This is a genomic window from Psychrobacter sp. WY6 (genome assembly GCF_018448495.1).
Classification (GTDB): domain Bacteria; phylum Pseudomonadota; class Gammaproteobacteria; order Pseudomonadales; family Moraxellaceae; genus Psychrobacter.
Genome location: NZ_CP049902.1, coordinates 2,897,991 through 2,923,445 on the forward strand (window position 1 = coordinate 2,897,991; position 25,455 = coordinate 2,923,445).

At 44.9% G+C, this 25,455-nt stretch carries 15 protein-coding genes and 6 pseudogenes; 11 read left to right on the forward strand and 10 right to left on the reverse strand.

The genetic code is table 11. The annotated features are described in order from the left end of the window. Positions 1–120 precede the first annotated feature (120 nt). Entirely contained in the window at positions 121–1,470 is a 1,350-nt protein-coding gene (locus G7Y90_RS14500) for a glycosyltransferase (protein WP_250162740.1), read from the forward strand. Positions 1,471–1,632: 162 nt separating this feature from the next. On the opposite strand, the gene G7Y90_RS14505 is transcribed toward G7Y90_RS14500, so the two are convergent. Genes G7Y90_RS14505 through G7Y90_RS14515 form a run of 3 tightly spaced genes read right to left on the reverse strand, consistent with a single transcriptional unit; the run spans position 1,633 to position 3,104 of the window. Next, positions 1,633–2,391, reverse strand: coding sequence for a cupin domain-containing protein (locus G7Y90_RS14505; protein ID WP_109590839.1), 759 nt, complete (start codon positions 2,389–2,391; stop codon positions 1,633–1,635). Continuing rightward, positions 2,366–2,917 carry a gamma-glutamyl-gamma-aminobutyrate hydrolase family protein gene (locus tag G7Y90_RS14510; protein ID WP_250162741.1) on the reverse strand — a complete coding sequence of 184 codons (552 nt, stop codon included), beginning with the start codon at positions 2,915–2,917 and terminating at the stop codon, positions 2,366–2,368. Before G7Y90_RS14510 ends, G7Y90_RS14505 begins: the two co-directional genes overlap by 26 nt. Positions 2,918–2,957: 40 nt before the next feature. After that, positions 2,958–3,104 carry a hypothetical protein gene (locus G7Y90_RS14515; protein WP_250162742.1) on the reverse strand — a complete coding sequence of 49 codons (147 nt, stop codon included), beginning with the start codon at positions 3,102–3,104 and terminating at the stop codon, positions 2,958–2,960. Positions 3,105–3,694: 590 nt separating this feature from the next. Between G7Y90_RS14515 and G7Y90_RS14520 the strand changes: the two are divergent. From G7Y90_RS14520 to G7Y90_RS14550, 7 genes and pseudogenes are all read left to right on the forward strand, one after another. After that, positions 3,695–4,926 (forward strand): annotated as a pseudogene (locus tag G7Y90_RS14520) (glutamine synthetase family protein). A 1-nt stretch (position 4,927) separates the two neighbouring features. Next, the gene (locus tag G7Y90_RS14525) at positions 4,928–6,310 is read left to right on the forward strand and encodes an NAD(P)/FAD-dependent oxidoreductase (RefSeq protein ID WP_250162743.1); all 1,383 of its coding nucleotides are present in this window, start codon (positions 4,928–4,930) and stop codon (positions 6,308–6,310) included. Between the two features lie 195 nt (positions 6,311–6,505). Further along, a complete protein-coding gene (locus G7Y90_RS14530; RefSeq protein ID WP_020443104.1) occupies positions 6,506–7,999 on the forward strand; it encodes a Na+/H+ antiporter NhaC family protein in 1,494 nt (497 codons plus the stop codon). A gap of 161 nt (positions 8,000–8,160) precedes the next feature. Beyond that, positions 8,161–8,988: an N-carbamoylputrescine amidase gene (gene aguB / locus G7Y90_RS14535; RefSeq protein ID WP_250162744.1), complete on the forward strand. Its 828-nt coding sequence runs from the start codon at positions 8,161–8,163 to the stop codon at positions 8,986–8,988. 148 nt (positions 8,989–9,136) lie between these two features. Then, positions 9,137–10,206, forward strand: a pseudogene (gene aguA, locus G7Y90_RS19280) (agmatine deiminase). Positions 10,207–10,237: 31 nt separating this feature from the next. Continuing rightward, a pseudogene (locus G7Y90_RS14545) lies at positions 10,238–11,096 on the forward strand (aldehyde dehydrogenase family protein). After that, complete coding sequence (locus G7Y90_RS14550) at positions 11,042–11,608, forward strand: aldehyde dehydrogenase family protein (RefSeq protein WP_250164009.1); 567 nt, start codon at positions 11,042–11,044, stop codon at positions 11,606–11,608. The pseudogene G7Y90_RS14545 and the gene G7Y90_RS14550 overlap by 55 nt, the downstream one beginning before the upstream one ends. A gap of 95 nt (positions 11,609–11,703) precedes the next feature. Here the strand turns inward: G7Y90_RS14550 and G7Y90_RS14555 are convergent, their stop codons facing one another. From G7Y90_RS14555 to G7Y90_RS14565, 3 genes and pseudogenes are all read right to left on the reverse strand, one after another. Then, the gene (locus G7Y90_RS14555; protein WP_045445480.1) at positions 11,704–13,146 is read right to left on the reverse strand and encodes an APC family permease; all 1,443 of its coding nucleotides are present in this window, start codon (positions 13,144–13,146) and stop codon (positions 11,704–11,706) included. Positions 13,147–13,456: 310 nt separating this feature from the next. Continuing rightward, positions 13,457–14,719: a 4-aminobutyrate--2-oxoglutarate transaminase gene (gabT, locus tag G7Y90_RS14560; RefSeq protein WP_250162745.1), complete on the reverse strand. Its 1,263-nt coding sequence runs from the start codon at positions 14,717–14,719 to the stop codon at positions 13,457–13,459. Between the two features lie 181 nt (positions 14,720–14,900). Beyond that, a pseudogene (locus G7Y90_RS14565) lies at positions 14,901–16,372 on the reverse strand (NAD-dependent succinate-semialdehyde dehydrogenase). A gap of 262 nt (positions 16,373–16,634) precedes the next feature. Here G7Y90_RS14565 and G7Y90_RS14570 point away from each other — a divergent pair. Then, positions 16,635–17,405, forward strand: coding sequence for an IclR family transcriptional regulator (locus G7Y90_RS14570; RefSeq protein ID WP_201560691.1), 771 nt, complete (start codon positions 16,635–16,637; stop codon positions 17,403–17,405). A 34-nt stretch (positions 17,406–17,439) separates the two neighbouring features. Here the strand turns inward: G7Y90_RS14570 and G7Y90_RS14575 are convergent, their stop codons facing one another. The 3 genes and pseudogenes from G7Y90_RS14575 to G7Y90_RS14585 all read right to left on the reverse strand — a co-directional run bounded on the left by G7Y90_RS14575 (position 17,440) and on the right by G7Y90_RS14585 (position 21,134). After that, positions 17,440–18,444, reverse strand: coding sequence for a histone deacetylase family protein (locus tag G7Y90_RS14575; RefSeq protein ID WP_250162746.1), 1,005 nt, complete (start codon positions 18,442–18,444; stop codon positions 17,440–17,442). A 120-nt stretch (positions 18,445–18,564) separates the two neighbouring features. Then, positions 18,565–19,773: a CaiB/BaiF CoA transferase family protein gene (locus G7Y90_RS14580; RefSeq protein WP_201560689.1), complete on the reverse strand. Its 1,209-nt coding sequence runs from the start codon at positions 19,771–19,773 to the stop codon at positions 18,565–18,567. Positions 19,774–19,951: 178 nt separating this feature from the next. Further along, a pseudogene (locus tag G7Y90_RS14585) lies at positions 19,952–21,134 on the reverse strand (acyl-CoA dehydrogenase). A 175-nt stretch (positions 21,135–21,309) separates the two neighbouring features. Between G7Y90_RS14585 and G7Y90_RS14590 the strand changes: the two are divergent. Next, complete coding sequence (locus G7Y90_RS14590; protein ID WP_201560687.1) at positions 21,310–22,137, forward strand: IclR family transcriptional regulator; 828 nt, start codon at positions 21,310–21,312, stop codon at positions 22,135–22,137. A gap of 73 nt (positions 22,138–22,210) precedes the next feature. Here G7Y90_RS14590 and rtcR read toward each other — a convergent pair. Next, positions 22,211–23,919: pseudogene (rtcR, locus tag G7Y90_RS14595) on the reverse strand (RNA repair transcriptional activator RtcR). 291 nt (positions 23,920–24,210) lie between these two features. Here rtcR and G7Y90_RS14600 point away from each other — a divergent pair. Next, positions 24,211–25,440, forward strand: a complete 1,230-nt coding sequence (locus tag G7Y90_RS14600; protein WP_250162747.1) for an RtcB family protein — start codon at positions 24,211–24,213, stop codon at positions 25,438–25,440. Positions 25,441–25,455 lie beyond the last annotated feature (15 nt).

The window sequence follows — 25,455 nt, forward strand, 5'->3', positions numbered from 1 at the left end:
TACGTTTCTCTCTTAGAAACTCGACCATATAACCTTATCTTTTTATCTTGATGGTTGAGTTTTGGCGGCTTTTAACTGACAATAGCCACTTGTTATTATGAACTGGTCACCAATGCCATTATGAAAGTTATGCGCTTATTGTCGTCTTTAAAGCATGATGAATCCGAGCGCGGTATTTTTCATCTTGGGCGTGCATTGGTCAAAAATGGCCATACCTCCATCATCGTCTCTAGCGCCGATGAAGATAATGATCTGGTCAAACGCCTAAAGCGTGATGGCAATAACTATCATCAGCTGCATATGAATAAAAAGTCTTGGCTGTCGTTACTACAAGTCACGGCGCTGCGGCGTTTAATTGAAGAGTACGATCCTGACGTGATCCATGTGCACTCACGCACACCTGCATGGATACTGCATTTAGCATTGCGCCGCGCCCGTGTCAAGCGGATACCAAAGCTAGTGTCAACCATGTATGGTTTTTATCCGATCAATAAATACTCTCAAGCCTTACTCGATGTCGATACCATCATTACCGTCTCCGATAGTGTGACCAATTATCTAAAAAAAGGCCTGCGCCGAGAAGATGCAGACCCTAAAGTCATCAAACGCATCTACCGTGGTATCGATACGCGCCGCTATCCTTATCGTCATAATCCGTCTGTTTATTGGCTACGCCATACCTTTGCTGAATATCCTGAGCTTGAGCATAAAAAGTGGCTGGTATTTCCAACTATTATTGGTAACGAATATGGTCAGGAATGGCTGATTGATATTTTGGGCAACTTGCAAGAGCAGTTCCCTAACATCCACGTCATTATCATGGATGATGATTATAGAGATGGTGACGTCGCACACGAAGATTTTCGTCAACGCACTAATACATTAGGGTTGGCTGATCGAATTACTTATGTAGGTAGCAAACGTAATGACATGCGTGAATGGCTCTCAGCCGCCAATATCGTCATGGCGCTTGCTAATGAGCCTGAATCAATCGGCATCAACGCCTTACAAGCGATTCATCTAGGTACGCCCGTTATTGGTTGGGATCAGGCCGCATTTAGTGAGATTTTACAACCGCTATATCCTCAAGGGCTGGTCAAAAAATATAATGCCAATGCGCTATGTAAAGCCGTGAGAAATCAATTAGAAAGCATCACACGCCCTGAAATGACCAATAAATTCACCATGCGTGAGATGATTGAAGAAACCCTCGCTGTCTACCAAGGTTTATATGACGACTCACTCGCAGAGGAACAAGCTGCGAGCGATGCCGCTGCTGTCAAAAGAATTAACAAGACGCTAAAAAAATCCTCTAAACCCACTAGTAAGAAGCCTGAGTCTGCTTATGTCGCGCTTGCACCAGCCGATAAACAAACTAAAGTAAAGCTTATTAAAGAAAAACCTAAAGCGATGAGTCCTTCAAATTCGCCTACTGACTCAGACACGCTTCAAGATCATAAAGATCTGTAAGCTTACCACTTTATTACTTAGGCTAATATCTAACAGCTTGCTGGGGCGTGTTTTCACCATGAATTATTTCATACAAAAAACGCGGCTTCTATTTTTAGAAGCCGCGCGGAAAATCACTATGGTTATTTAAACATCAACTTAAATGGCTATTAAAATGCTCACCTAATAAGTCGTCGGGGTGTGCGCACTAACAATGCGAGTCACGCCATCAGTAGGGTTGATAAAAGTATGCGGGCGAATGGTATCAATCACGTAGCTATCACCTTGGTTTAATAGATACGTCGTCTCATCAATACGGATAAGAATCTTGCCTTCAATAACGGTGCCAATCTCTTCACCTTCGTGGGCGATTTTTTCTTCCGTTGAGCTGTTCGGTTGATACACCTCAATCAAAAAACCCAAATTCTTGGTGGTACTACAGTTATACACCTGTCTTAGCGACACTCTGCTACTCGGTTCGCTCAGCTCCAACAAATCCTTTGGCGTTACTACGACTCTCGCCTTTGGTTCCTTCCATTCATCACTAAAAAACGTGGTCAAATCAGAACCCAATACCGCCAAAATTGCCTTTAGCGTATTCACTGCTGGACTGACTTTATTGCGCTCAATGGAGCTGATAGAAGTATTGGTTAATCCCGACAATTTCGCAAGCTTACGTTGCGAGTAGCCTTTTGCGAGGCGCAGCTGATTGATCTTTTTACCGATATCCTCTTCTGGCGACTCGTCATTTTCGGCTGACATCGCTGTCTCAGAGTCTGTCAGCTCATCTTCATCATCACCACTGATGTCGTCATCTGTATCGATATCAGCCGCCTTATCGCTGGCAACATCAGCGTCAATGCTGTTATTAATATCAATGTCAGTGCTGGCATTGTCTACATTGCCTTCAGTAGTGCTATTCAGTTTGGGGTTTGCTGGCATAGTGAATGAATTCCGTGAATAGAAATTTGGACAAGTCGTCTTGTGCATAATTTAACTCAGGATGCCATTGTACACCAATCATAAATGGATGTTGCAACAAGCTGACGGCTTCGACCAAACCATCAGACGCTAGAGCCTCAACCAATAAACGCGCGCCTACTTTATGGATTGCTTGTTTATGTAGCGAGTTAACGTGCCATTTCTCACCAAAGGCGGCAAGCCTGCCATTTGCTTGAATATTCACGTCATGAACTGGCTGATACTGCACTTCAAGTGGCTGAGTATTGTCCTCTAAATGTGGCTCATAAAACCCCTCTACTTCCCGCCAATCAGGATGTAGCGTGCCACCAAAATGCACATTCATCTCTTGCAAACCTCGGCAAACTGCCAATAGTGGAGTGCCAGTCTTGTCTGCATAATCCAATAACTTAAAGCTCAGCTCATCACGACCCAAGTCTTGTTTCGCTTCGATATGCGTCGCGCCATAACGCGTTGGTGCCACGTTACTATAACTGCCCGTTAACAAAATCCCATCTGCGATATTCAGTAGCGCCTCAAAGTTTTCGCTATCGGCCAGTGTTTGGCAGCATTATGGGATTGCCACCATAAAAATTCACGGCATCGATATATTTTTGATACACCGCTTGTGCTGGCTGCCCATCAACCATCTTATGACAAGAAACAATAGCAATAATAGGTCTAGAATTTTTCATACCGTCTTCCCTAGTTATAACAAATAGACCTCATCGTCTATATTGCTCAATCCTTTATTTAGCTAAAATTTAACACAGCATCTCATAAAATGTAAACTATAAATTTCAATATTGCCGATATTAATAATAAAATTGGAAAAATGCATTAATTTAAGATAATTTTAAATAAAAATTGACAACTATATTTTTCACACATATATTGGAAGTCATCAGCGAGACATTAAACAAGGGTTGACGTTTATATCTCGATGTTAAGGGCTAAGAACAGCGAAATCTAAAGAATTCATATTATTAATAAAATCAGTTTTGAGAAACCTAAAGAGAAATACAAAGAGAAACATAGAGACTGTTTAAATAAGAGGTAATCAATCGCTGTTTTACCAAGCATTGGTTATAAAGATCACTAAAAGACGATGCGCCAGCAGTATCCGTATCGACAATAATCCCAGTAATTCTAAAAATTCATAGGAAGAATAGACATGACGACAACCAATGGAATGGTCGAATCTGCAAACAACACAGAATACGTTTATGTTGCGGCAGGTGATATTAATGGCTTACTTCGTGGTAAGCGCATCCCTTTCAATCAAATGGAAAAAGCAGAAAACGGTGCGATACGATTGCCTTTATCTATCTTAGGCGTTGATATTTGGGGTGCTGATGTCATCGAGTCTTCTCAATGTAATGGCGATATAGATGCCATTGCCCGTCCTACTGGTCGTGCCGCCTATCCACTTCTCAACACCAGTGCGCCTTCATCGCTATTGCCCGTTTGGCTTTATACAGAAAACAACGAACCTTATTACGGTGATGCCAGACACGTTTTGGATTACATTAGCAAAAAATTCAAAGCGCTTGGTTTGACTCCAGTGATGGCCACTGAGCTGGAATTTTATTTGGTTGACTACACTGAAGGCGAAACCCCAAGACCACCTATCCGCCCCAAAAGCGGGCTAAGACTGAATAAAACCTCAATTTTGAGCATCAATGATCTATTACAATTCGATGAATTTTTAGACGAAGTTTATGCACAGTGCAAAAAGCTCGATATCCCAGCAGATGCCGCGTTGGCAGAGAATGGCTGTGGTCAGTTTGAGATTAATTTATTACACGTAGACGATCCACTAAAAGCCGCTGACGATGCGATTTTGTTCAAACAGGTCGTCAAGGCCGTCGCTGCTCGCCGTAAACTCACCGCGACATTCATGGCAAAACCTTTTGGTCTCCAGTCGGGAATGGTTTTCATGTGCATTGCAGCTTATTAGATAAAGACGGCAATAATGTCTTTGATGATGGATCAGATGAAGGCTCAGATATCTTGCGCCATGCAGTCGCCGGATTGTTAAAAACCATGTCAGATTGCACGTTGTTATTTGCCCCACATGTGAATTCTTATCGCCGCTTTACACCCGGTACGCTAGCACCAAACAATGTGTCATGGGGTTATGAAAACCGCACCGCCGCCGTACGCATCCCTGGTGGCGACTCAAAAGCACGCCGTATCGAGCACCGTGTCTCTGGGGCAGATGCCAATCCTTATCTGGTCTGTAGTGCGGTACTGGCAGGTATGCTGTATGGCATCGAAAACAAGCTGGAAGCGCCAGAACCCATTAATAGCATTACTTACGACGAAGCAGAACTTAAAACCTTGCCACTTGACTGGCTGTCCGCTATCCGCAAATTTGAAAGCAGTGATGTGATTGATTCGCTGTTCCCAAGCGAGATGATTGAGCTGTTGATCGCCGTCAAAAAGCAAGAAGCCAAACGCTTTGCTCAGCAAGTGACCAACCTTGAATACCTCACCTATTTACAGGATGTTTGATATGTCAAATAGCAACTCAAGTAGCAATTTAAACGGCAACACAGCAACGAACCAAAACCTATCCTCGAATAATACGCGCAATATCCCGCATTATTCAGACAAAGGGCAATATCCTGATAGCTATTATGCGGCCAGTCGTAATCCTAAGCCGGATAGACCAACGCTAAAGAATGACATCCAAGTGGAAATATGTGTGGTTGGCGGCGGCTATAGTGGTTTATCCACTGCCCTGCATCTCATTGAAACCGACCATGAAGTCGTGGTACTGGAAGGCGCGCAAATTGGTTGGGGCGCATCAGGTCGTAATGGCGGTCAAATCGTCAATGGTCTAAATGCGAGCCTACAAAAAATCAAAAAGTCTTATGGTCAAGAAAATGCAGATTTCGTCGGTCAACTCGTGACCCGCGGTGGCAAAATCATTCGTCGTTTTGTTAGAGACTACGATATCAGCTGTGATCTCAAAGAAAAAAATATTTTTGCGGCATTAAATAATGGGCAGCTAAAAGACTTGCAAGAAACGCATGCACTGTGGGAGAGCCATGGTATGCATGATAGAGAGATGCTCGATAAGCGCGGTATCCAAGAGCATATAAAATCAGATGCCTATGTGGGCGGAGTCATCGATCACTCTGGTGGACACTTTCATCCATTGAATCTTGCTCTAGGTGAAGCAGCGGCCATTGAGCAAGGCGGCGGCACCATTTATGAAAACACCTTAGTGGTGGATATTGAGTATGCTGACGATGCTATCAAAGTCATCACAGAGTTTGGCACCGTAACTTGTAAGCAAGCGGTGCTATGCGGCAATGCCTATCTCAATAAAGTCATCCCTAAACTGACTGACCGTGTCATGCCGGTATCGACGCAAATTATCGCCACCGAGCCGCTGGGTGATTTAGCAGACCAGTTACTGCCAACCGATGTTTGTGTCGAAGATGTCCGCTACATTTTGGATTACTATCGCCTCTCAGCAGACAAGCGCATGTTATTTGGCGGTGGTACAGTCTACGGTGGTCAAGACCCCGCCGACATCACAGCTAAAATTAGACCAAATATGAATAAGATTTTTCCAGAGTTACGTGATGTCAAAATTGACTATGCGTGGAGTGGGAATTTTGCGTTGTCTTTTTCTCGTGTACCACAAATGGGCAAACTACATGAGCGAGTATATTTCGCCCATGGTTATAGTGGTCATGGCGTGACAGGCTCGCATCTATTTGGACAAATATTAGCCGATGCCATCAATGGTAAAAAAAGAGTTCGATGCTTTTGCACAAATTCCTTGGATTCCATTCCCAGGTGGTCGAGCGCTGCGAGTCCCTTACTCTGTCATGGGCTCATGGTGGTATGCGCTAAAAGATACCACTGGCATGTAAACGCATAAAAACTTTGGATAATAAACATTGAATAAGGCGTTTTTATTTTAAAAGCGGTCGTTACAGTGACCTATCATAGCAACGGATTGTTGTGATGGGGCGCGATAGACAATTGATTCGCTACTGTCCTACTGTCTGTCGCGCGTCAACCATAGAATAGAGCTTGTTTAAAAAAACAATGAGGTTTTACAGGGAGCGTAAATATGAACATGAAGCTCAATGATGCGGTCGAAGGACAGTATCATAATAAGCGAGTATTTCTCACCGTCATAGTAGCCGTCGTTATCTATCTGGCTTTTGCTTGGCTATCTACCAGCCGTGCCCCAGACCAATCTTGGGGCGCCTTATCTTTACTACCAACATTACTAGTATTAGTCACTGCCATTGTCTCTAGGCGACCATTCGAATCCATGATCGCAGGCTGTGTCGCTGGCCTTGTGATGCTCAATCCTTTTGATTTGGTCTCCCCTTTCGCAGACAACATGTCTATGGTGCTAGGGAATGAGACCATTATTTGGATTGTTCTCGTCTGCGGTTTGATGGGCGGTCTCATTCAACTGCTTGAGATCAGTGGGTGTCTAGATGGCTTTAGTGAATGGCTACAAAAAATCATTAAGTCACGCCGTCAGTCATTGTTGGCCACCTTTGCTTTGGGCGTGGTGGTTTTTATCGATGATTATTTAAACTGTCTAGCCGTATCAACCTCCGTCAAAAAACTCACTGACGTCTATAACGTCTCTCGTGAAAAGCTTGCTTATATCGTCGATTCAACCGCCGCACCGATGTGTATTATCGTGCCTATTTCTACTTGGGCAGTCTACTTTGCCGGTCTTTTAGAAGAAAACGGTGTGGCTGGCGATGGTGAAGGTATTGGGCTTTATATCAGCGCGATTCCTTATATGGCATATGCTTGGTTTGCACTTTTGATTGTATTCTTGGTCGCGTATGGCATTTTGGGTGACTGGGGTCCGATGAAAAAAGCCGAGGCACGCGCCAAAGCGGGTAATCCTGTTCCTGAAGCCTTTGTCGAAGAGCAACTGATCTCAAACGTCCAAGCCAAACGCAAGCTATCGTTCAAAGCCAATATCGCAAACTTCGCTTTCCCAATGATTTTGTTAATTGTCTCGACGGTCTACTTCGAAATCGATCTATTACGCGGTGCATTATTGACCTGTTTTGTGACCGTCGTTGTCTATTGGATGCAAGGCATTTTAAGTTTTGAGACGCAAGTTGAAGCCATCTTTAAAGGCTTTAAAGTCATGCTTTATCCACTCTCAACCGTCATCGGCGGTTTTTTCTTAAAAGCCATCAATGATGAGCTTGGTATGACCTCATATGTGATTGAGGCTATCACGCCTTATATGACGATTATTATTTTCCCTGCCGTCATATTTGCCGTCATGGCTTTTTTAACTTTTGCCACATCATCAAGCTGGGGTTTATATGTCCTTGCCATGCCGATTGTCTTTCCAATTTCTATTGCACTAGGCGTTAGCACACCCCTTATGATTGGGGCATTGTTATCAGCATCATCATTTGGTAGCCATGCTTGCTTCTTTAGTGATTCATCGCTACTTGCCGCGCAAGGTGCCGGCTGCTCCCCCATGCAGCACGCTTTTACCCAGTTCCCCTATGCCATGCTCGGTGCGGGTTTATCCGTCGTCACCTTCTTAGGATTGGGTTATATGATGGCTTAAGCCAACCTTAACGCTATTATTGTAATCATTGACTAACGGGCAATGAGAGATTGTTCGTTAATCAATAAAAACAGCCCTTTTATGTGGTAGTCACTAATAAATACGATAAGGATTTAGATCATGCGCAATGTTACCGTTGCTACGACTCAAATGGCATGTGGTTGGAATATACAACAAATATTGCCACTGCGACTGAGTTGGTCATCAAAGCCGCCAACGCTGGTGCCAATATTATTTTGCTACAAGAGTTGTTTGAAACGCCTTACTTCTGCCAAGTTCATGACTTTGATTACTTTGCCCTTGCGACCTCAGTTGAGGATAATGCGGCCATCAATCACTTCAAGCAGTTGGCTAAAGACTTGGATGTAGTATTGCCTATTAGCTTTTATGAAAAGTCAGGCAATACCTTTTTTAATAGCGTGACCGTGATTGATGCCGATGGCGAGATACTTGGCACTTATCGTAAAACGCATATACCAGATGGTATTCCTTATGCCGAAAAATTCTACTTTACCCCCGGCGATACTGGATTCAAGATTTGGCAAACCAAGTATGCCAAAATCGGTGTCGGTATTTGCTGGGATCAATGGTTCCCGGAGTGTGCTCGTAGCATGGCATTAATGGGTGCAGAAATACTGTTTTATCCGACTGCGATTGGTGATGAGCCAACATTGGACATCGACTCAAAAGGTCATTGGCAGCGCTGTATGCAAGGTCATGCTGCCGCTAATCTCATGCCAGTCGTAGCAGCCAATCGTATTGGCACTGAGACAATTACTCAAAACGGAAACGATAGCGTCATGGCATTCTACGGTAGCTCATTTATCACGGATGTTCGCGGTGAGATCATCCAAGAAGCATCTAAAGATAAAGAAGAGATACTTAGTACGACTTTTGACTTAGATCAACTGACTATCGAACGTCAGCAATGGGGCGTTTTCCGTGATCGTCGTCCATCGACGTATGGCACGTTGCTGACTCATGGATAAAGTTTGTTAACAAGCAAGCTCACTCGCGCTATCGTCAAATAAGGTGCTCTATATGTCATTATTACCGAACCGATTAATCACTGGCTCAACACCACAACAAGACGGCTTTTACATGCCAGCAGAATTTGAGCCTATACAAAAAATATGGATGGTATGGCCATATCGTGCTGATAACTGGCGACAGCAAGCCGCTCCTGCTCAGAAAGCTTATGCTGATGTTGCATTGGCAATCAACAGATTTTGTGAGGTTGGCGTACTGGTCAATCCTGATGATTATCAATCATGCTGCGATAGTCTACCTGCTGACATCGATGTCATATCCATACCCAGCAACGATGCGTGGGCGCGTGATACTGTCCCGACATTTTTAATCAATGATAAAGGTGAGCTACGCGCTTGTGATTGGACATTCAATGCATGGGGCGGCGACTATGACGGACTATACTCGCCGTGGGATTACGATGATAAGCTGGCTGAACGCTTATGTGACCATCTAGGTATCAAACGCTATCGAACGGATGACTTTGTGATGGAAGGCGGTGCATTTCATGTCGATGGTGAAGGCACGGTTCTGACCACGCGCATGTGTCTGCTCAGCCCTGGGCGTAACCCGCACCTAACCGAAGATCAAATTGAAGACAAGTTAAAAGCCTATCTCAATGTGCAAAAAGTACTGTGGATTGATGACGGTATCGATCCTGACGAAACCACTGGTCATATTGATGATATTGCCTGCTTTGCGCGCCCTGGTGAAGTGGTTTGTTTATACACTGATGATTCTGAGCATCCATTTTATAAAGCAACACAAAAAGCCTATGAGCAGTCTCAAATATGACCGATGCCAAAGGTCGCCGCCTAAAAGTCCATAAGCTTTGCTGTACCAAGCAACCTGTTACTTTACCTGAGAACTATGATATTGAGCAGTCTGATGATGCCAAGGCGCGTCAGACTGGTGATGTTTGTATCGCCTCGTATGCCAATTTTTTAATTTGTAATGAGGCTATCATCGTACCGCAATATGATGATGAAAATGATTCATTAGCCATCGAGCAGCTTGAAAAAGTATTTCCTCAGCATCAGGTAGTGGGAGTACGCACAAAGGAGGTTGTCTTTGGCGGTGGTAATATTCACTGTATTACTCAGCAGCAGCCAAAATCATCAATTAAAAACATTAACCAAAAGCACCCGCATAAAAATATAGACCCAAATGGATTTTGAACCCAATAATATTTTAAAAAAGGACATAGCTATGAGCGATTATCAAGTTAATAATCCAGCCACTGGCGAAGTAGAAGCCACCTACCCTACGGCAACTGAGCAGGACATCCAGAACGCTATTGCACAAGCCGATACCGCTTATCAAGACTGGCGTCAGGTTTCATTGGTGAACGCAGTGCCATACTTCATAAAATTGCCGATATCTATCTTGAACGTCAAGATGAGCTGGCCCGCGTCGTTGCCAATGAGATGGGCAAGCCCGTTGCACAAGCAAGAGGTGAAATCGGTCTAGTTGCCGATATCTATCGCTACTATGCAGACAACGCTGAGCAGCTACTAGCACCTAGTACCATTGATGTTGATTCAGGGTCAGCTTCGGTAGAAAAACGTCCTGTGGGCGCTTATTAGGTATCATGCCGTGGAACTACCCGCACTATCAAGTGGCACGTTTTGTCGCGCCAAACTTTATGGCAGGCAATACCGTTATTCTAAAGCATGCGCCGCAATGTCCTAAGACTGCAGAAGCCATCGCTGATATCCTAAAAGATGCCGGCTTACCTGAGGGTGTCTATAACAATGTGTTTGCCACCAATGAGCAAGCGGCAACAATCATCGAAGACAGCCGCGTACAAGGCGTTTCGCTAACAGGTTCAGAGCGAGCTGGGCAAGCAGTTGCTAAAATAGCAGGCGGCGCGCTGAAAAAAGTCGTGCTAGAGCTTGGCGGTTCAGACGCCTTTATCGTTGCAGCTGATGCTGATATCGAACAAGCTATAAAAGGGGCTATTTTGGTCGTTTTGGCAATACAGGACAAGCGTGTAATGCTGCCAAACGCCTTATCGTCGTCGAATCTGTTTATGATAAATTCGTTGAAGGGTTTACTAATGCCGTAAGCAATATGACACTTGCTGATCCACTTGATGAAGGTACTTTCATTGGTCCAATGTCTTCAAAGGCAGCCGCAGTTAACTTGCAAGAACAGCTCGATAGCGCCATTCAAGCAGGCGCAACCGTATTGGTCGAAGGCGGCATGGTCAAAGACAAGCCGGGTGCGTGGTTTAAGCCTGCGGTATTGACAGATGTAACTGAGTCCATGGATGTTTATCGTGAGGAGCTATTTGGTCCTGTGGCGGTCGTCTATAAAGCTTGTGATATCGATCATGCCATCAAGATAGCTAACGATGTGCCTTTCGGACTTGGTGCTTCTATTCAAACGCAAGATGCTGCGCTAGCCGCTGAGATTGCTGAGCAATTAGAAGTCGGTATGGTCACTATCAATGCGCCTTCTGGTAGCGAAGCCAATACCCCGTTTGGCGGCGTTAAACGCTCAGGCTTTGGTCGCGAGCTTGGCACCCTTGGTATCACTGAGTTTTTAAATTATAAACTGATTCGTGATAAGTCGTAATCGACAGAGCGATTTTTAGAACAATAAAAAGCCTAACATTGACTGTTAGGCTTTTTTTTGAAAGTTGATGTTATTAAAAAAACCCATCGAAAAAACTATTGCTTAGGTGGGTTGTCTTTTAACCACAACTGATTGACGATTTTTAATTCACGTAGTTCTTCTGCCATAATTGACTCGCTAATACCTGGATATTTCACCCTTGCATAACCATATAGCGCAATACCTAAGACTGTCCAGCCAAAGAAAATCCACCACTCGATAGGGGTTAGCGCGGATGGCATACCTGGCATATACAGCATGAGTATTCCAAAACTTAGCGCAATCGTGACCATGCCAACAAGCTTACCTGCTGGTATTCTAAATGGGCGTACCATATCAGGCTCGCGGTAGCGGAGTACTAAGAATGAGATAGCGACACAGGTATAAGCAATAACGATACCAAAGCCACCAGCATCTACGATCCACACCAGCATTTTACGACCAAACAAGGGTGCTAGTGTCGCCAAGCCACCGATCAATAAAATGGCATTCGACGGCGTCTTATACTTTGGATGCAGCTTGCTTAAAAATGCGGGCAACATACGTGCTTTTGACATGGCATAAAGTAGGCGGCTACCACCAATCAAAAAGGCGTTCCAGCTTGATAAAATACCCAGCACACCGCCAATGACTAATAAAATACCTGCCCACTTGCCATGCCAAGCATTGGTCATCGCATCCGCAGTGGCGAGCGTTGAGTTTTCGGCTTGTAAGAGTGGCAAGGTCGTGCCAACACTCCAAGCGATACCCACGTACCACATTACCGCAACGACAATCGATAAAATCAAAAATTTACCAATATTAGGACGAGTCAGATCAATTTCTTCTGCCGCTTGCGGAATAACGTCAAAGCCGACAAACATAAACGGCACCATGACAATAACGGCCATCATACCGCCAATACCACCGATAAATGCAGGTGCTTGTACTGAGTTTGAGCCTTCAGGATTAAACATGACTGCGCCAATGAACAGCAACGTACCAACAAATAAGATGCCCAATACGGCGGTCTTTTGGAACCAGGCACTGACTTCCATACCGCGGATATTTAGCCAAGTGACGATGACTGAGCCCAGCATCCCAACGCCCACCCAAGTGGCATAAACATCCCAACCAGCGATGGTCCAGAGATATCCTTGATTGTAATTAGGGATAAAATACTCTACGACTGTCGGCAAGGCAACCGCCTCAAACGCGACCACCGAAAAATACCCAAATAAAATACTCCATGAGCAGATAAAGGAGACATTTACCCCCAGTGCTCTATGCGTATAGGTATGCTCGCCGCCCGTAATCGGCATCGATGCGGCAAGCTCGGCATACGTCACACCAATCAGTATCACTGCCAAACCGCCTATCAAGAACGCCAGCATTGCGCCCCACGTCCCGGCAGATAAAATCCAGCCACCAGCCAAGACTACCCAGCCCCAACCAACCATAGCACCGAATGCTAAGGCGATAATATCTAGCGTCCCTAACGATTTTTTTAATTCAGACATAACCTGCTCCTTGTCTGTGTGTCATCCGTGTTAACCCTTGACGGTCACACTATCTTTTGTTTAGTGGGATAGTACCCATCATAATTATCATATATACCTTTTGATCGAAGCTGTTAGGCACTACTTGTTTCATATTCAAATAGTACAAACAGCAACGGCGTCTTGACTTGCAAGGCGCCGTTGTAAAAAATGTACTCAAAGCGAGTGCCATATGGGCAATCTTGCTGTGCTATTAAAAATAGCCTTCTAACCAAGATCGAGGCTTGATTAAAAGTGATGTATTTCACTATAAATAAATACTGAATACTTATTAAGCAGTTAGGATACCTTTGATAATATCTAGACCTTCTTGGAGCACTTCATCTTCAACCGTCAATGGCACCATCACGCGAATGGCATTGCCATACATACCGCAAGACGCTAATAATAAACCTTTCTCAAATGATTTTGCTTTTAGGTTAGTCGTCGCTTCCACATCAGGCTTGCCATCACTATCGATTAATTCAAACGCGAGCATCGCGCCTTTATGGCGAATATGACCGATACTGCTTAAGTTTAAGCCCTTTAAGAAGGCTTCGATTTTGTCGCCAATCTCAATACTGCGCTCAAGTAGGTTCTCTTCTTCGATGACTTCCATGACAGCGAGTGCAGCCACACAAGCCAGTGGATTACCAGAGTATGTACCGCCCAAACCGCCGACTTGCGGCGCATCCATGATATCAGCGCGACCGATAACGGCAGAGATAGGATAACCACCTGCCAAGCTCTTAGCACTGGTCATTAGATCTGGCTCAACGCCCAACTGCTCGGTGGCAAACAACGTACCCGTACGGGCAAAACCACATTGCACTTCATCAAAAATCAAGACAATGCCATGCTCGTCACAGATATCGCGTAGAGATTTGGCAAATGATGGGGTTACTTGATGGAAACCACCCTCGCCTTGTACTGGCTCGATAATCATCGCCGCCACTTCGCTAGGATCGATATCCGCTTGGAAAATCATGTCAAGGCTATGCAGCGCTTGTGCTTCTGTGACATTCAACTCTTCAGCTGGGAATAGCGCATGGAATACAGGGCCTGGCATTGGACCAAAGTTCTTTTTGTACGGCAGCACTTTACCTGTCAAACTCATGCACATTAAAGTACGACCATGCCAACCACCAACGAAAGAGATGATACCTGGACGACCAGTTTTCGCACGAGCAATCTTGATACAGTTTTCGACGGCTTCTGCACCAGTCGTTAAAAAGAAGGCTTTTTTCTCACCGCTGATAGGCGCTTTTTCACAAAGTTTTTCGGCAAGATCCACATAGCATTCGTAGTTGATCATTTGCGCCGCAGTATGGGTAAACTTGTCGAGTTGCTCATGCACGCGCTGGGTAATTTTTGGATGGCTGTGACCAGTATTCAGTACTGAGATACCACCAACGAAGTCAATATAACGATTGCCTTCAACATCCCAAACTTCTGAGTTTTTGGCTTTTTCTGCAAAGATGGGATAGGCAACGCCAAGTCCTGTTGGTAACACAGCTTTACGGCGCTCAAGTAGTGATTTATTGGTAGTCGTCATGGGAATGTCCTTTTCTTTATTTTTAACATAAGTGCCAGTGATTGAATGGCGGTTTTGAGGAATGGTTTATCTAATAGTTAACAGTTGCTAGTTGCTAGCTATAGAGGGGATTCATGGTGCTGAATCCCGTTCGATACGGTGTGACAATTAAAACCTTAAAAGAGCGCATGTCGCTAAACGATTAGCTGACGTCAGAGCACCAGTATTTAGTCACGACATATTCTTCGATGCCGTATTTTGAGCCTTCGCGGCCAAAGCCAGACTGCTTGACACCGCCAAATGGGGCGACCTCGGTAGAAATCAGACCAGTATTATGACCAATAATGCCGTATTCAAGACCTTCAGTGACGCGCCATGAACGTGCATAATTGCCACTGTAGAAATAGGCAGCTAAGCCATAAATCGTGTCGTTGGCTTGACGAATGACGTCTGCTTCATCTTTAAAGGTAAAGATAGTCGCAATAGGGCCAAAGATTTCTTCGTGCGCGATATCCATCTCAGCACTGATATCGGTAATGACCGTTGGATTGTAAGTAAGCTCTGAGGCGTCATTGGTGCTGCCGCCAGCGATAAGCGTCGCGCCTTTGTCTAAAGCATCTTTAAGTAGCGCTTGCACTTTTTCTAGCGCCTTTTGATTAATCAAAGGACCAATATCCACGCCTTCATCCATGCCGTTACCGACATTTAATTCAGCGACTTTTTTCACAAACACATCTAGGAATTCATCTTTAATGCTGTCTTGCACATAGACACGGTTGGCACAAACACAAGTTTGACCAGCGTTACGATATTTAGAGGCGATTAAGCCTTCAGCTGCTTTTTCCAGATCAGCGTCATCAAAGATAAATGGCGCATTACCGCCCAGCTCTAACGATAGTTTTTTGATGGTTGTCGCACATTGAGCCATCAAGGTACGACCGACTTCGGTAGAGCCTGTGAATGAAAGCTTATGAATGCGTACATCGCCCGTTAGGATATCGCCGATGGTTGATGATTTGCCCGTCACTACTTGGATAACGCCTGCTGGAATACCTGCTTGTTCAGCCAAGGCAGCCAGTGCTAATGCAGAAAATGGCGTTTCAGTCGCAGGCTTAATAATCATCGTGCAGCCTGCTGCCAATGCTGGCGCGGCTTACGGGTAATCATCGCTGCTGGGAAATTCCAAGGCGTGATCGCCGAGCAAACGCCAACGGGCTGTTTGAGTACCACATGGCGCAGTTGTGACTGATTGGCAGGGATAACATCGCCATAAACACGCTTGCCTTCTTCAGCAAACCAGCGGATAAAGCTATTGGCATAGCCCACTTCACCGCGCGACTCGTTTAGAGGTTTGCCTTGCTCAGCGGTCATAATGATAGCCAAGTCTTCTTTATTGGCATCGATGAGGTCTGCCCACTTTTGTAGTAGCTCAGCACGCTCTTTCGGGGTTTTGGCTGCCCAAAGGATCTGGGCTTCATGAGAGGCGGTAACCGTGTCGTTCACATCGTCGGTCGTTAGGCTTGGTACCGTACCGATGATATCGCCGTTGAAAGGATTGCTCACATCAATAGTCGAGTCATCACTAGCGGCATACCAGCCATCTTTGATGAAACACTGCTGTTTAAGTAGATCTGGGTTCGATAGCTGTAGCGTAGACTGTGACAGTTGTGACATTGTGACGCTCCTTGTCAATTGAGGTTTGCAAATAGGATTCGCAGATTTATAGCGATAAGTGAATAACAATCAATAGAAGGTTATGATTTAAATAATTATTGATAACTTGTTAAGCGTTCAATATACTGAACATCTATTCTATATATGAGACATCATTATAAGAATGATAGCCAGCCATTTGCAACCCCTATTCTCATTTTAATGATGATTTATCGCGTTATTTTTATATTTTCCCAATTTTACTGACTTTTATAGGTTCCTTATGAGCTCAACTGCCGTTCCTGCCTTGGACAAAACCTTTCAGATTTTAGATTTAATTACTGATAGTGCGCAGCCTTTAACCGCAGCTCATATTGCTAAAGAGCTCAATCTACCACGTAGCTCAACCCACAATATTTTGCAAAGTCTTTTGGCTAAGCATGTCATCTATAAAGACAGCGATAGCCGCTTTCATTTAGGCTCTTATTTGATGTATTGGGCAGGTAAGTATGAACAGCAGCAAGGCGTCATCCAGTTATTTAAAGACCTCATTGTCCAGTATCCAATTCTTCTTCAACATACAGTTACTTTATCTAAGCTTGATTTAGGTGAAGTGGTATTTTTGGCCTGTCATGAAGCGCCTGCCCCGCTTGGCTTTACCTTTCGCGCTGGTGTTCGCGTACCAGCGGTATTCTCTGCCACGGGCAAGGCCATGCTCTCAACATTCTCTATGGACAGTATAAAATCTATCTACGCTACTGGTTTCCCCGCACCTATTACCCAACACGGTGTCGATAACTTTAGCGATTTGTCCACCGAGTTGACCGCCATTCAAAACAGTCGCATCTCACTCGATGATGGACAACTTCGCGAAGGGATGTATTGTTTGGGTACTTATATTCGCAATGCGTCAGGCAATGCCGTTGCGGGTATGGCGGTTAGCTTTTTGCAAGGCGAATATGAGTCCAAGCGTGCTGAGGTCAGCGCAGTATTGATTGAATTGGCGCAGCAAATTGAGCAGCGTTTGGGTTTTATCGATAATAAATCAAGTTAAAACGCTGCTAGTTTCTTGCTTACTTCAAACTCTTTCAGTTATTTTGGTGATAACTGTTAATCTTCTGAAATAAGCCCTGATAAAAATGCTTGCAAATTGTCATTGAGCTTTTGCAAGTAAAACCGCCCTCGACTAAAACAATCAGTGGTTTGTTTAGCGCTTTCATCTTTTGTGCCAATATTTTAAATCCTTTCGTACTCACCGCACATCTCGCTTCTGGGTCGTTCTCATAAACATCAAAACCTAAGACATGCACAATGACATCAGGGTCAAATAGCGTCATCGCTTCGATAGATTTATCAACATACTCAAAAAACCCAGCTTCATCGGTGCCGTGCGGCATCGGGAAGTTAATGTTATAGCCTTCACCCACGCCTGTGCCCCTTTCAAACGCATGCCCTGTCACTGCGGGATAGAAGTTAACCGGATCACCGTGAACCGAGGTATAAAGAACATCGCTGCGATCATAAAATATCTCTTGAATACCTTGTCCGTGGTGCATGTCGGTGTCTATGATGGCGATTTTTGCATATTTTTGCCGCAGATGTTCAGCGATGATGGCTGCATTATTTAGATAGCAAAATCCGCCAGCGGCGCTTTTGCGAGCATGATGACCAGGCGGCCGTGAGAAGCAAAGCTGTATATGACTTTCGGCACGCTCGGTATCTGACAAATCATCGTTCAGCAATGCTTCAGCCGCATTGAGTGCAGTCTGCGCAGACCAATAAATAGATGTCCAAGAATGCTCGCTGATAGGCGCGCTATCATCCGCTTGATACTTTGCTGCTTTTGCCATGATACCGATACCGGGATTGTCATACGGCACAAAAATCCCCGTCTGTACCTGCGCGCCTAGATCTTCTTCAATTGCCATCCAGTCATCATAGCCATGCTTGAGAAAAGCCACATAACCAAAATCGTGAACCGCTAATATAGGCCCAATGCCGACATCAGTAGCTGTCGTCACCTCTAACCCTAACGCTGCTGGTGCTTTTAAGAACTCAACCATACGCTCTGGTATCTCTAACGGCTCATGCATCTTTCCATAAGAGAAATAAGGTAATGGTCTATGTAGACTTAGATTTTCATGGCTATATCTCTCATGCTTAACATTCCTTTGTTCAACATTTTTTCCAATGGCGCTTTTCTTGATGCCTAACTAAACAATCCCATCGGCTTTAAGCTTGGCTATCATCTCGCTGTCATAGCCCAAATCAGCAAGCGTACTATTAGTATGCTCGCTCAACTTCGGTGGCGGTGACCGATAAGTGACGGGTGATGCAGATAGTTTGATTGGACTACCAAGTGCTCGAACAGGGCTGCCTTGTTTGGCAAAATCAATTACCATCTCGCGTGCCAGTGCTTGCGGCATGGCCAATGCTTCAGCGACATTATGAATCGCTCCGCATGGAATACCTGCTTGATCCAACACCTCTAACCAATAAGTGCGTGGTTGCTCGGCAAATTTATTACTCAGCTCATCACACAGCAGCTCGCGGTTGGCAACGCGTTGTGGATTGGTCCTAAAGCGCTCATCGGTATGCCAATCAACTGCAAGCACATCACAAAGTTTGGCAAACTGACTGTCATTGCCGCAAGCTAAGATAAAGTGCGCCTCCCCCTGACCTGCAAACACTTGATAAGGCACAATATTAGGATGCTGATTGCCCAGTCTTGGTGGGATTTCACCTGATGCCAAATGATTCATACCAACATTAGCCAGCATGGCAAGCGCACTATCAAGTAATGCCACATCGACATGCTGTCCAAGTCCAGTATGTTGACGCGCCAATAGAGCGGCTTGGATACCAATGGTCAGCTGTAAGCCTGCAAACAAATCAACCACTGCCACGCCAACCTTATGCGGTTCGCCATCACTTGGCCCAGTGATACTCATCAGTCCTGACAACCCTTGAATAATATAGTCGTAACCAGGGCGCGCGGCATCTGGCCCCGTCTGACCAAACCCTGTCAATGACGCATAAATCAGGCGGGGATTGTCTTGTTTTAGACTGTCATAATCTAAGCCGTATTTTTTTAAACCGCCTACTTTAAAGTTTTCAACGACAATATCGCTATCAGCAATGAGTTGCTTGATGATGGTCTGCCCTGCTGGCGTGGTGATATCAACAGTGAGGGATTTTTTATTGCGGTTGATGGTGGCGTAATAAGCGGAGGTATCATCACTGAATACTGGCGGTGCCCAATGACGCGTTTCATCACCGATATGAGGACGCTCAACCTTGATGACTTCGGCACCAAGATCAGCAAGTACTTGAGTACAAGAAGGGCCAGCCAGCACTCTCGACAAATCAAGCACCTTGATACCATGCAATGCGCCCTCTGGTGTATTAGCCATATCCATCATAATAATCCCTTATTGTATCGCGTATTTTTGACAATAAAATTGTTCTTCAGGATGTAATTTTTCAGTAGTTAAATCATGAAGAACAACTGAAGAACGTACGCTATTGCTTATCACAAAACTAAACAGTAACGTACGTTGATAGCCTAAAAACTGACTAGCACTTATTCACCAGCATTAATTAATAAAACGCTTGAATGCCTGTCTGCGCACGACCTAAGATGAGCGCATGAATATCGTGCGTACCTTCATAGGTATTAACCGCTTCTAAGTTCATCACATGACGAATAATGTGGAACTCATCCGAAATACCGTTACCGCCATGCATATCACGAGCAATACGCGCGATATCGAGCGCCTTACCACAATTATTACGCTTAATGAGTGAAATCATCTCAGGCGCAGCATTGTCTTCATCCATCAGACGACCAACACGTAGCGCCGCTTGTAGACCTAAGGTAATCTCAGTCTGCATATTGGCAAGCTTCAATTGTACCAGCTGCGTTGCGGCAAGTGGGCGACCAAATTGCTTACGATCTAGCGTGTACTGGCGTGCTGCTTTCCAGCAGAATTCAGCTGCGCCCATTGCACCCCAAGCGATACCGTAACGCGCTTTATTTAAGCAGCCAAACGGTCCTTTTAGACCACGGATATCTGGGAAAGCATTGGCTTCAGGGACAAATACCTTGTCCATCACAATCTCACCGGTAACTGAAGCACGTAGTGAAAACTTACCCTCAATCTTCGGCGCTGATAAGCCTTTCATACCTTTATCTAAGATAAAACCACGAATTTCACCAGCATCGTCTTTTGCCCAAACGACAAACACATCAGCGATAGGACTGTTGGTAATCCACATCTTATTACCCGTCAGCTCATAACCGCCGTCAACCGCTCGTGCGCGAGTCGACATTGAGGCTGGATCTGACCCCGAATCTGGCTCAGTTAGACCAAAACAGCCGACATATTCGCCAGTCGCAAGCTTAGGCAGATATCTCTCTCTTTTCTTCAGTACCGTATGCATGGATAGGATGCATCACCAAGCTTGATTGCACACTCATCGCCGAACGATAACCTGAATCGACTGCTTCTACTTCCTTAGCAATCAAACCATAAGCAACACTAGATAAACCGGCACAACCATAACCTTCAATCGTCACACCAAGCAGACCCATTTCACCCATTTGACGCATGAGATTACGGTCAAAATTCTCGTTACGATTGGCCTCAATAATGCCAGGCATCAGCTCTTTTTGAAAAAACTGACGAGCGCTGTCCGTGACCATGCGCTCTTCATCAGTCAGCTGGTCGCGTAATAAAAACGGATCTTCCCAATCGAAACTTGGACGCTTAGATGTTGCCATGTGGATCTCCTTGATATCAGTCATCCTGACCGACGATTAGTAATTAATGAATAAATTAACTTAATAGTTTATTGACTTACTAATTCCGCTGTGCGAAACTTAGTTTCATAATTTAAATTCATTAAAACAAAGTTTCGGGTCGCTGTAAACCTTTATCCAAAAAAATGAGCATAAAATGACAAAAAATATATCAGCAGCTCTACCATTACTGACTCGAATGAATAGCATCCTTGAGCAGAGTAAAGAAGATAATGACCGACAATTCGTGACTGCATTGGGGCGTGGACTGACTTTGTTATCAGCCTTTGAGCATCATGAGCAGCTTAGTCATCAACAGTTATGTCAGATGACTACCCTACCAAAAGCGACCATCACTCGCCTGATTCACACATTAATAACGCTTGGATTTTTACGCATGACCGAGCACGGACAGTATCAACTAGGCAGTAGTGCTGTACGTCTAAGTGCTACCGCATGGAGTCGCCACGACATGGTAGCGGTAGCTGAGCCGTTGCTACGGCAGTTCGCTAGTAAGAATGAAGTATCAGTAAACTTGGCAACCGAGGTTGAAGGAGAAATGCGCTATCACGCTTGTTGTCGTAGCCCTGCTCGCTTATCAGTCAATTTGCAAGTTGGCTCAGCTGTGCCCGTCGCTCGCACTGCTATTGGACGCGCTTTTTATGCGGCTAGCTCGCCAGCGAGACAGGCGGTGATTCATAATAATTTACAAGAGCATTTATCTACAGAAGATTACACCCATGCGCAAACCGCCCTAGCCAGCGCTGCAGGGCATTATGCAGTGCATGGCTATACGATATCAGATGGGGAGTTTTCTACTGATATATTGGCAGTAGCGGTTGGAGTTTTTGATGTTGCGACTGGACAATATGCATATTCGCTCAATGCCAGTGTACCAAGTGCCAACTGGGAATCAGAAGAATATGCAGCGATGATTGTGCCAAAATTGCAGGCGTTGGCGGAGCGGATTGGCAGTGGTGTTTAAAAGAGAACAAATGATAAATCTATAGTACAAGCATCATGGCTTAGGTGATGGGTTTTGTCTTATGAAAGATGCTTTATTTTAGCTCATCAAACTTCAAACCAAACTTCAGCAGATACTTCCGCAATCTATCGCTATCGTTTGGGCTTTTTAGCTTATCGCGTGAGTTGGCGTACAGATAGCGGCCAGCCGCCGCTTGGTTTTTATGGCTGATACACACTTCAATCACATATGCCAATTGCACCGCATCAAACGGATCGATAGTTGTCAGAATCTCTTCATCGAGATATTGGAGTAAAATATGATGGCTACCCTGCTCAATGGTGTCACTATTTAAACTAGTATCGGGGCTGTTATTGCTTAGGCTATTTTTAGTCCTAACATTACCGTTATTTAAGCTATTAGAGCCATTTAAAATGTCGGGCAATTCCCAAAGATGCGTTAAGCGTTCAATCTCCGCTTGTACGTCATCATTGCGAATGACTTTACTCTCAGCAAGTGTAGTCAAACGAATCATACTGGCGGTCAAATCACGAAAGTTCCCTTGCCATGTCGCATCCGCACTCATTGCAAAAGCTTCATAACGCTGTCTTGCTTCTGGGGTAAATCGATAGTGCTGCTGCTGCTCGCTGCCCAAGCGCGCCAATTCATAATCGATATTGGCAGGTAAATCCTCCAACCTATCTTTGAGTGATGGCAAAAAAACGTCCATGTATTGAGACGCGCAAATAAATCTGCCCGAAACTCACCATTAGCGACTGCTTGTCGCAAATCTTTATTAGTGCCTGCCATTAGCTGAAACGACACACTAATCGGCGTATCACTGCCAAGCGGATAAAAACACTGTTCCTCCAGTGCGGTTAGTAGCATCGCTTGCTCATCAAGCCCCAACTCACCGATTTCATCTAAGAACAACAATCCACCATCAGCTGATTTTAGCAGCCCATCTCGACTCGTCGCAGCGCCCGTAAAGGCACCTTTGACATGACCAAATAACACACTCATGGCGGTGTCACCACGCAGGGTGGCGCAGTTTACTTCCACGAATATATCAAGCGTATTTTTGCCTTGCGTACTGCTGGCTTTGGCTTTTTTGAGCGCGTAAATTTGGCCTGCCAGTTGCGACTTGCCCGCCCCTGTTGCGCCCATCAATAATATGGGTGCAGTTGAGCGGGTGGCGACCTTTTCGATATCGGAGATGAGCTTTTGATAAGCGGCATTTTGGGTGACTAAGTTGGCTTGCAAGGTTTGCCAATGTTGCTGTTTTTCTGCCTCAAAACGTTCACGCAAGCCATCATAGCGCGAGACGTCCAAATCAATCACTTGATAGCGACCTTGCGGATCAGCTTGGTCAGGTCTTGAGCAAGGGGAAGTCTGAATCAAATCAGCGGGAATAAAGCCCGCCTCTACCAACAAGAACCAGCAAATCTGCGCCACATGCGTACCTGTGGTCAGATGCAGTAAGTAGTCGGTACTATCCTGAAAATCGAACCCTGCGGCAAAATCATACAACTCAGCATAAACGTCTGCAAAATCCCACGGACTAGTCAGCGCCACATGATGACCAATAACGGTAGTGTTCGGACTAATTTGTGCCACGTCATCGACAATTATTTTAAACAGGCGCTTATCGCGCTTGCTATATAAGATATGCAGCTCATCGACCAGTAGCTCGTCATGCAGCCCCAAACTGACGGTTGGTCGCCAACGTTGCCAACGCTTATCATTAAAGCCATTGTCTAAGGTAGTGCCGAGGAAGCCGATGACGGCGGTTTTGTTAGACATAAGGTTCAATCATCCAAAATATTGGTGCATGTACGAAAATTTAGTATGAGCGTTATAGGATAAAATATTAATTATAGAATAAATACTATACTAATAGAATATTTTATAAATTTATTTTTCAATATTTTCACTAACCTACTTTAGATGTATAAAAATAATATTATTTAAAGCATTAATATCAAATACTTACGATTAAATTTTGAGTATATTAAAAACTTGGCACACCCTTAGCATTATATAAAGTAAGCAATCTTTCATAATAAACAACTTTGCACTGCTAAGGACAACGACATGCAACCAACCCTCATAACATCATTCAACGGCGGAACGCCTATCAGACTTTGGACCAAGGGCGTGCCTGTTGATCCAAAAGCGCACGACCAATTGATCAAAGCATCAAAAATGCCGTTTGTATATAAATGGCTTGCGGTGATGCCCGATGTACATGTCGGTATTGGTGCAACTATTGGTACCGTACTGCCCACCAAAGAAGCGATTATTCCGGCAGCCGTTGGCGTCGATATCGGCTGCGGAATGATGGCTGTACAAACCACCCTAACCGCAAACGATTTGCCAGATAGCTTGCTTGGTCTGCGTACCGAACTAGAAAAAGCCATTCCACATGGTCGTAGTAAAACGCGTGGTCGCGGGTCACGCCGTGATGTTGGCGCATGGGCAAACCCTGATGATACCGTAATGAACGGTTGGGGAACGCTGGTTGATGACTTTAATTATATAACCCAAAAGCACCCTCGCCTAAAAAATACCAATAACCTTAATCATTTGGGTACGCTGGGTACGGGGAATCATTTCGTCGAGGTGTGCCTTGATGAAACTGACCAAGTTTGGATCATGCTGCACTCAGGCTCACGCGGTGTGGGTAATGCCATTGGTCGCTACTTTATTGAGCTGGCACGTGAGGACATGCGCAAGTGGTTTATCAACTTGCCAGATAAAGATTTGGCCTACTTTGCCGAGGGTACAGAGCATTTCGATGACTATTGGTTTGCGGTGGGTTGGGCGCAGCGTTTTGCCTTTAAAAACCGTGAAATCATGATGGAAAAAGCCATCAAAGCGCTACGCCAAATCATACCTAAGCCGTTTGATGCAGCCGTAAAAGCGGTGAACTGTCATCATAACTATGTGGAAAAAGAGCAACATTATGGCGAGGAAGTATTTGTGACCCGCAAAGGTGCTGTCCGTGCCCGCGTTGGTGAGTACGGCATCATTCCGGGGTCAATGGGTGCCAAATCGTTCATCGTGCGCGGTAAAGGGAATGAAGAATCGTTTTGCTCTTGCTCACATGGTGCAGGTCGTATCATGTCACGTACCGAGGCGAAAAAGGTATTTACGGTCGCCGATCAAATCGCGCAGACCGAGGGCGTAGAATGCCGAAAGGACGCGGATGTGATTGATGAGATTCCAGCGGCTTATAAAAATATTGATGACGTGATGCAAGCACAAAGTGATTTGGTAGAAGTGGTACATACCTTGCGTCAGGTGGTTTGTGTTAAAGGATAGGTAGGAACTATTATT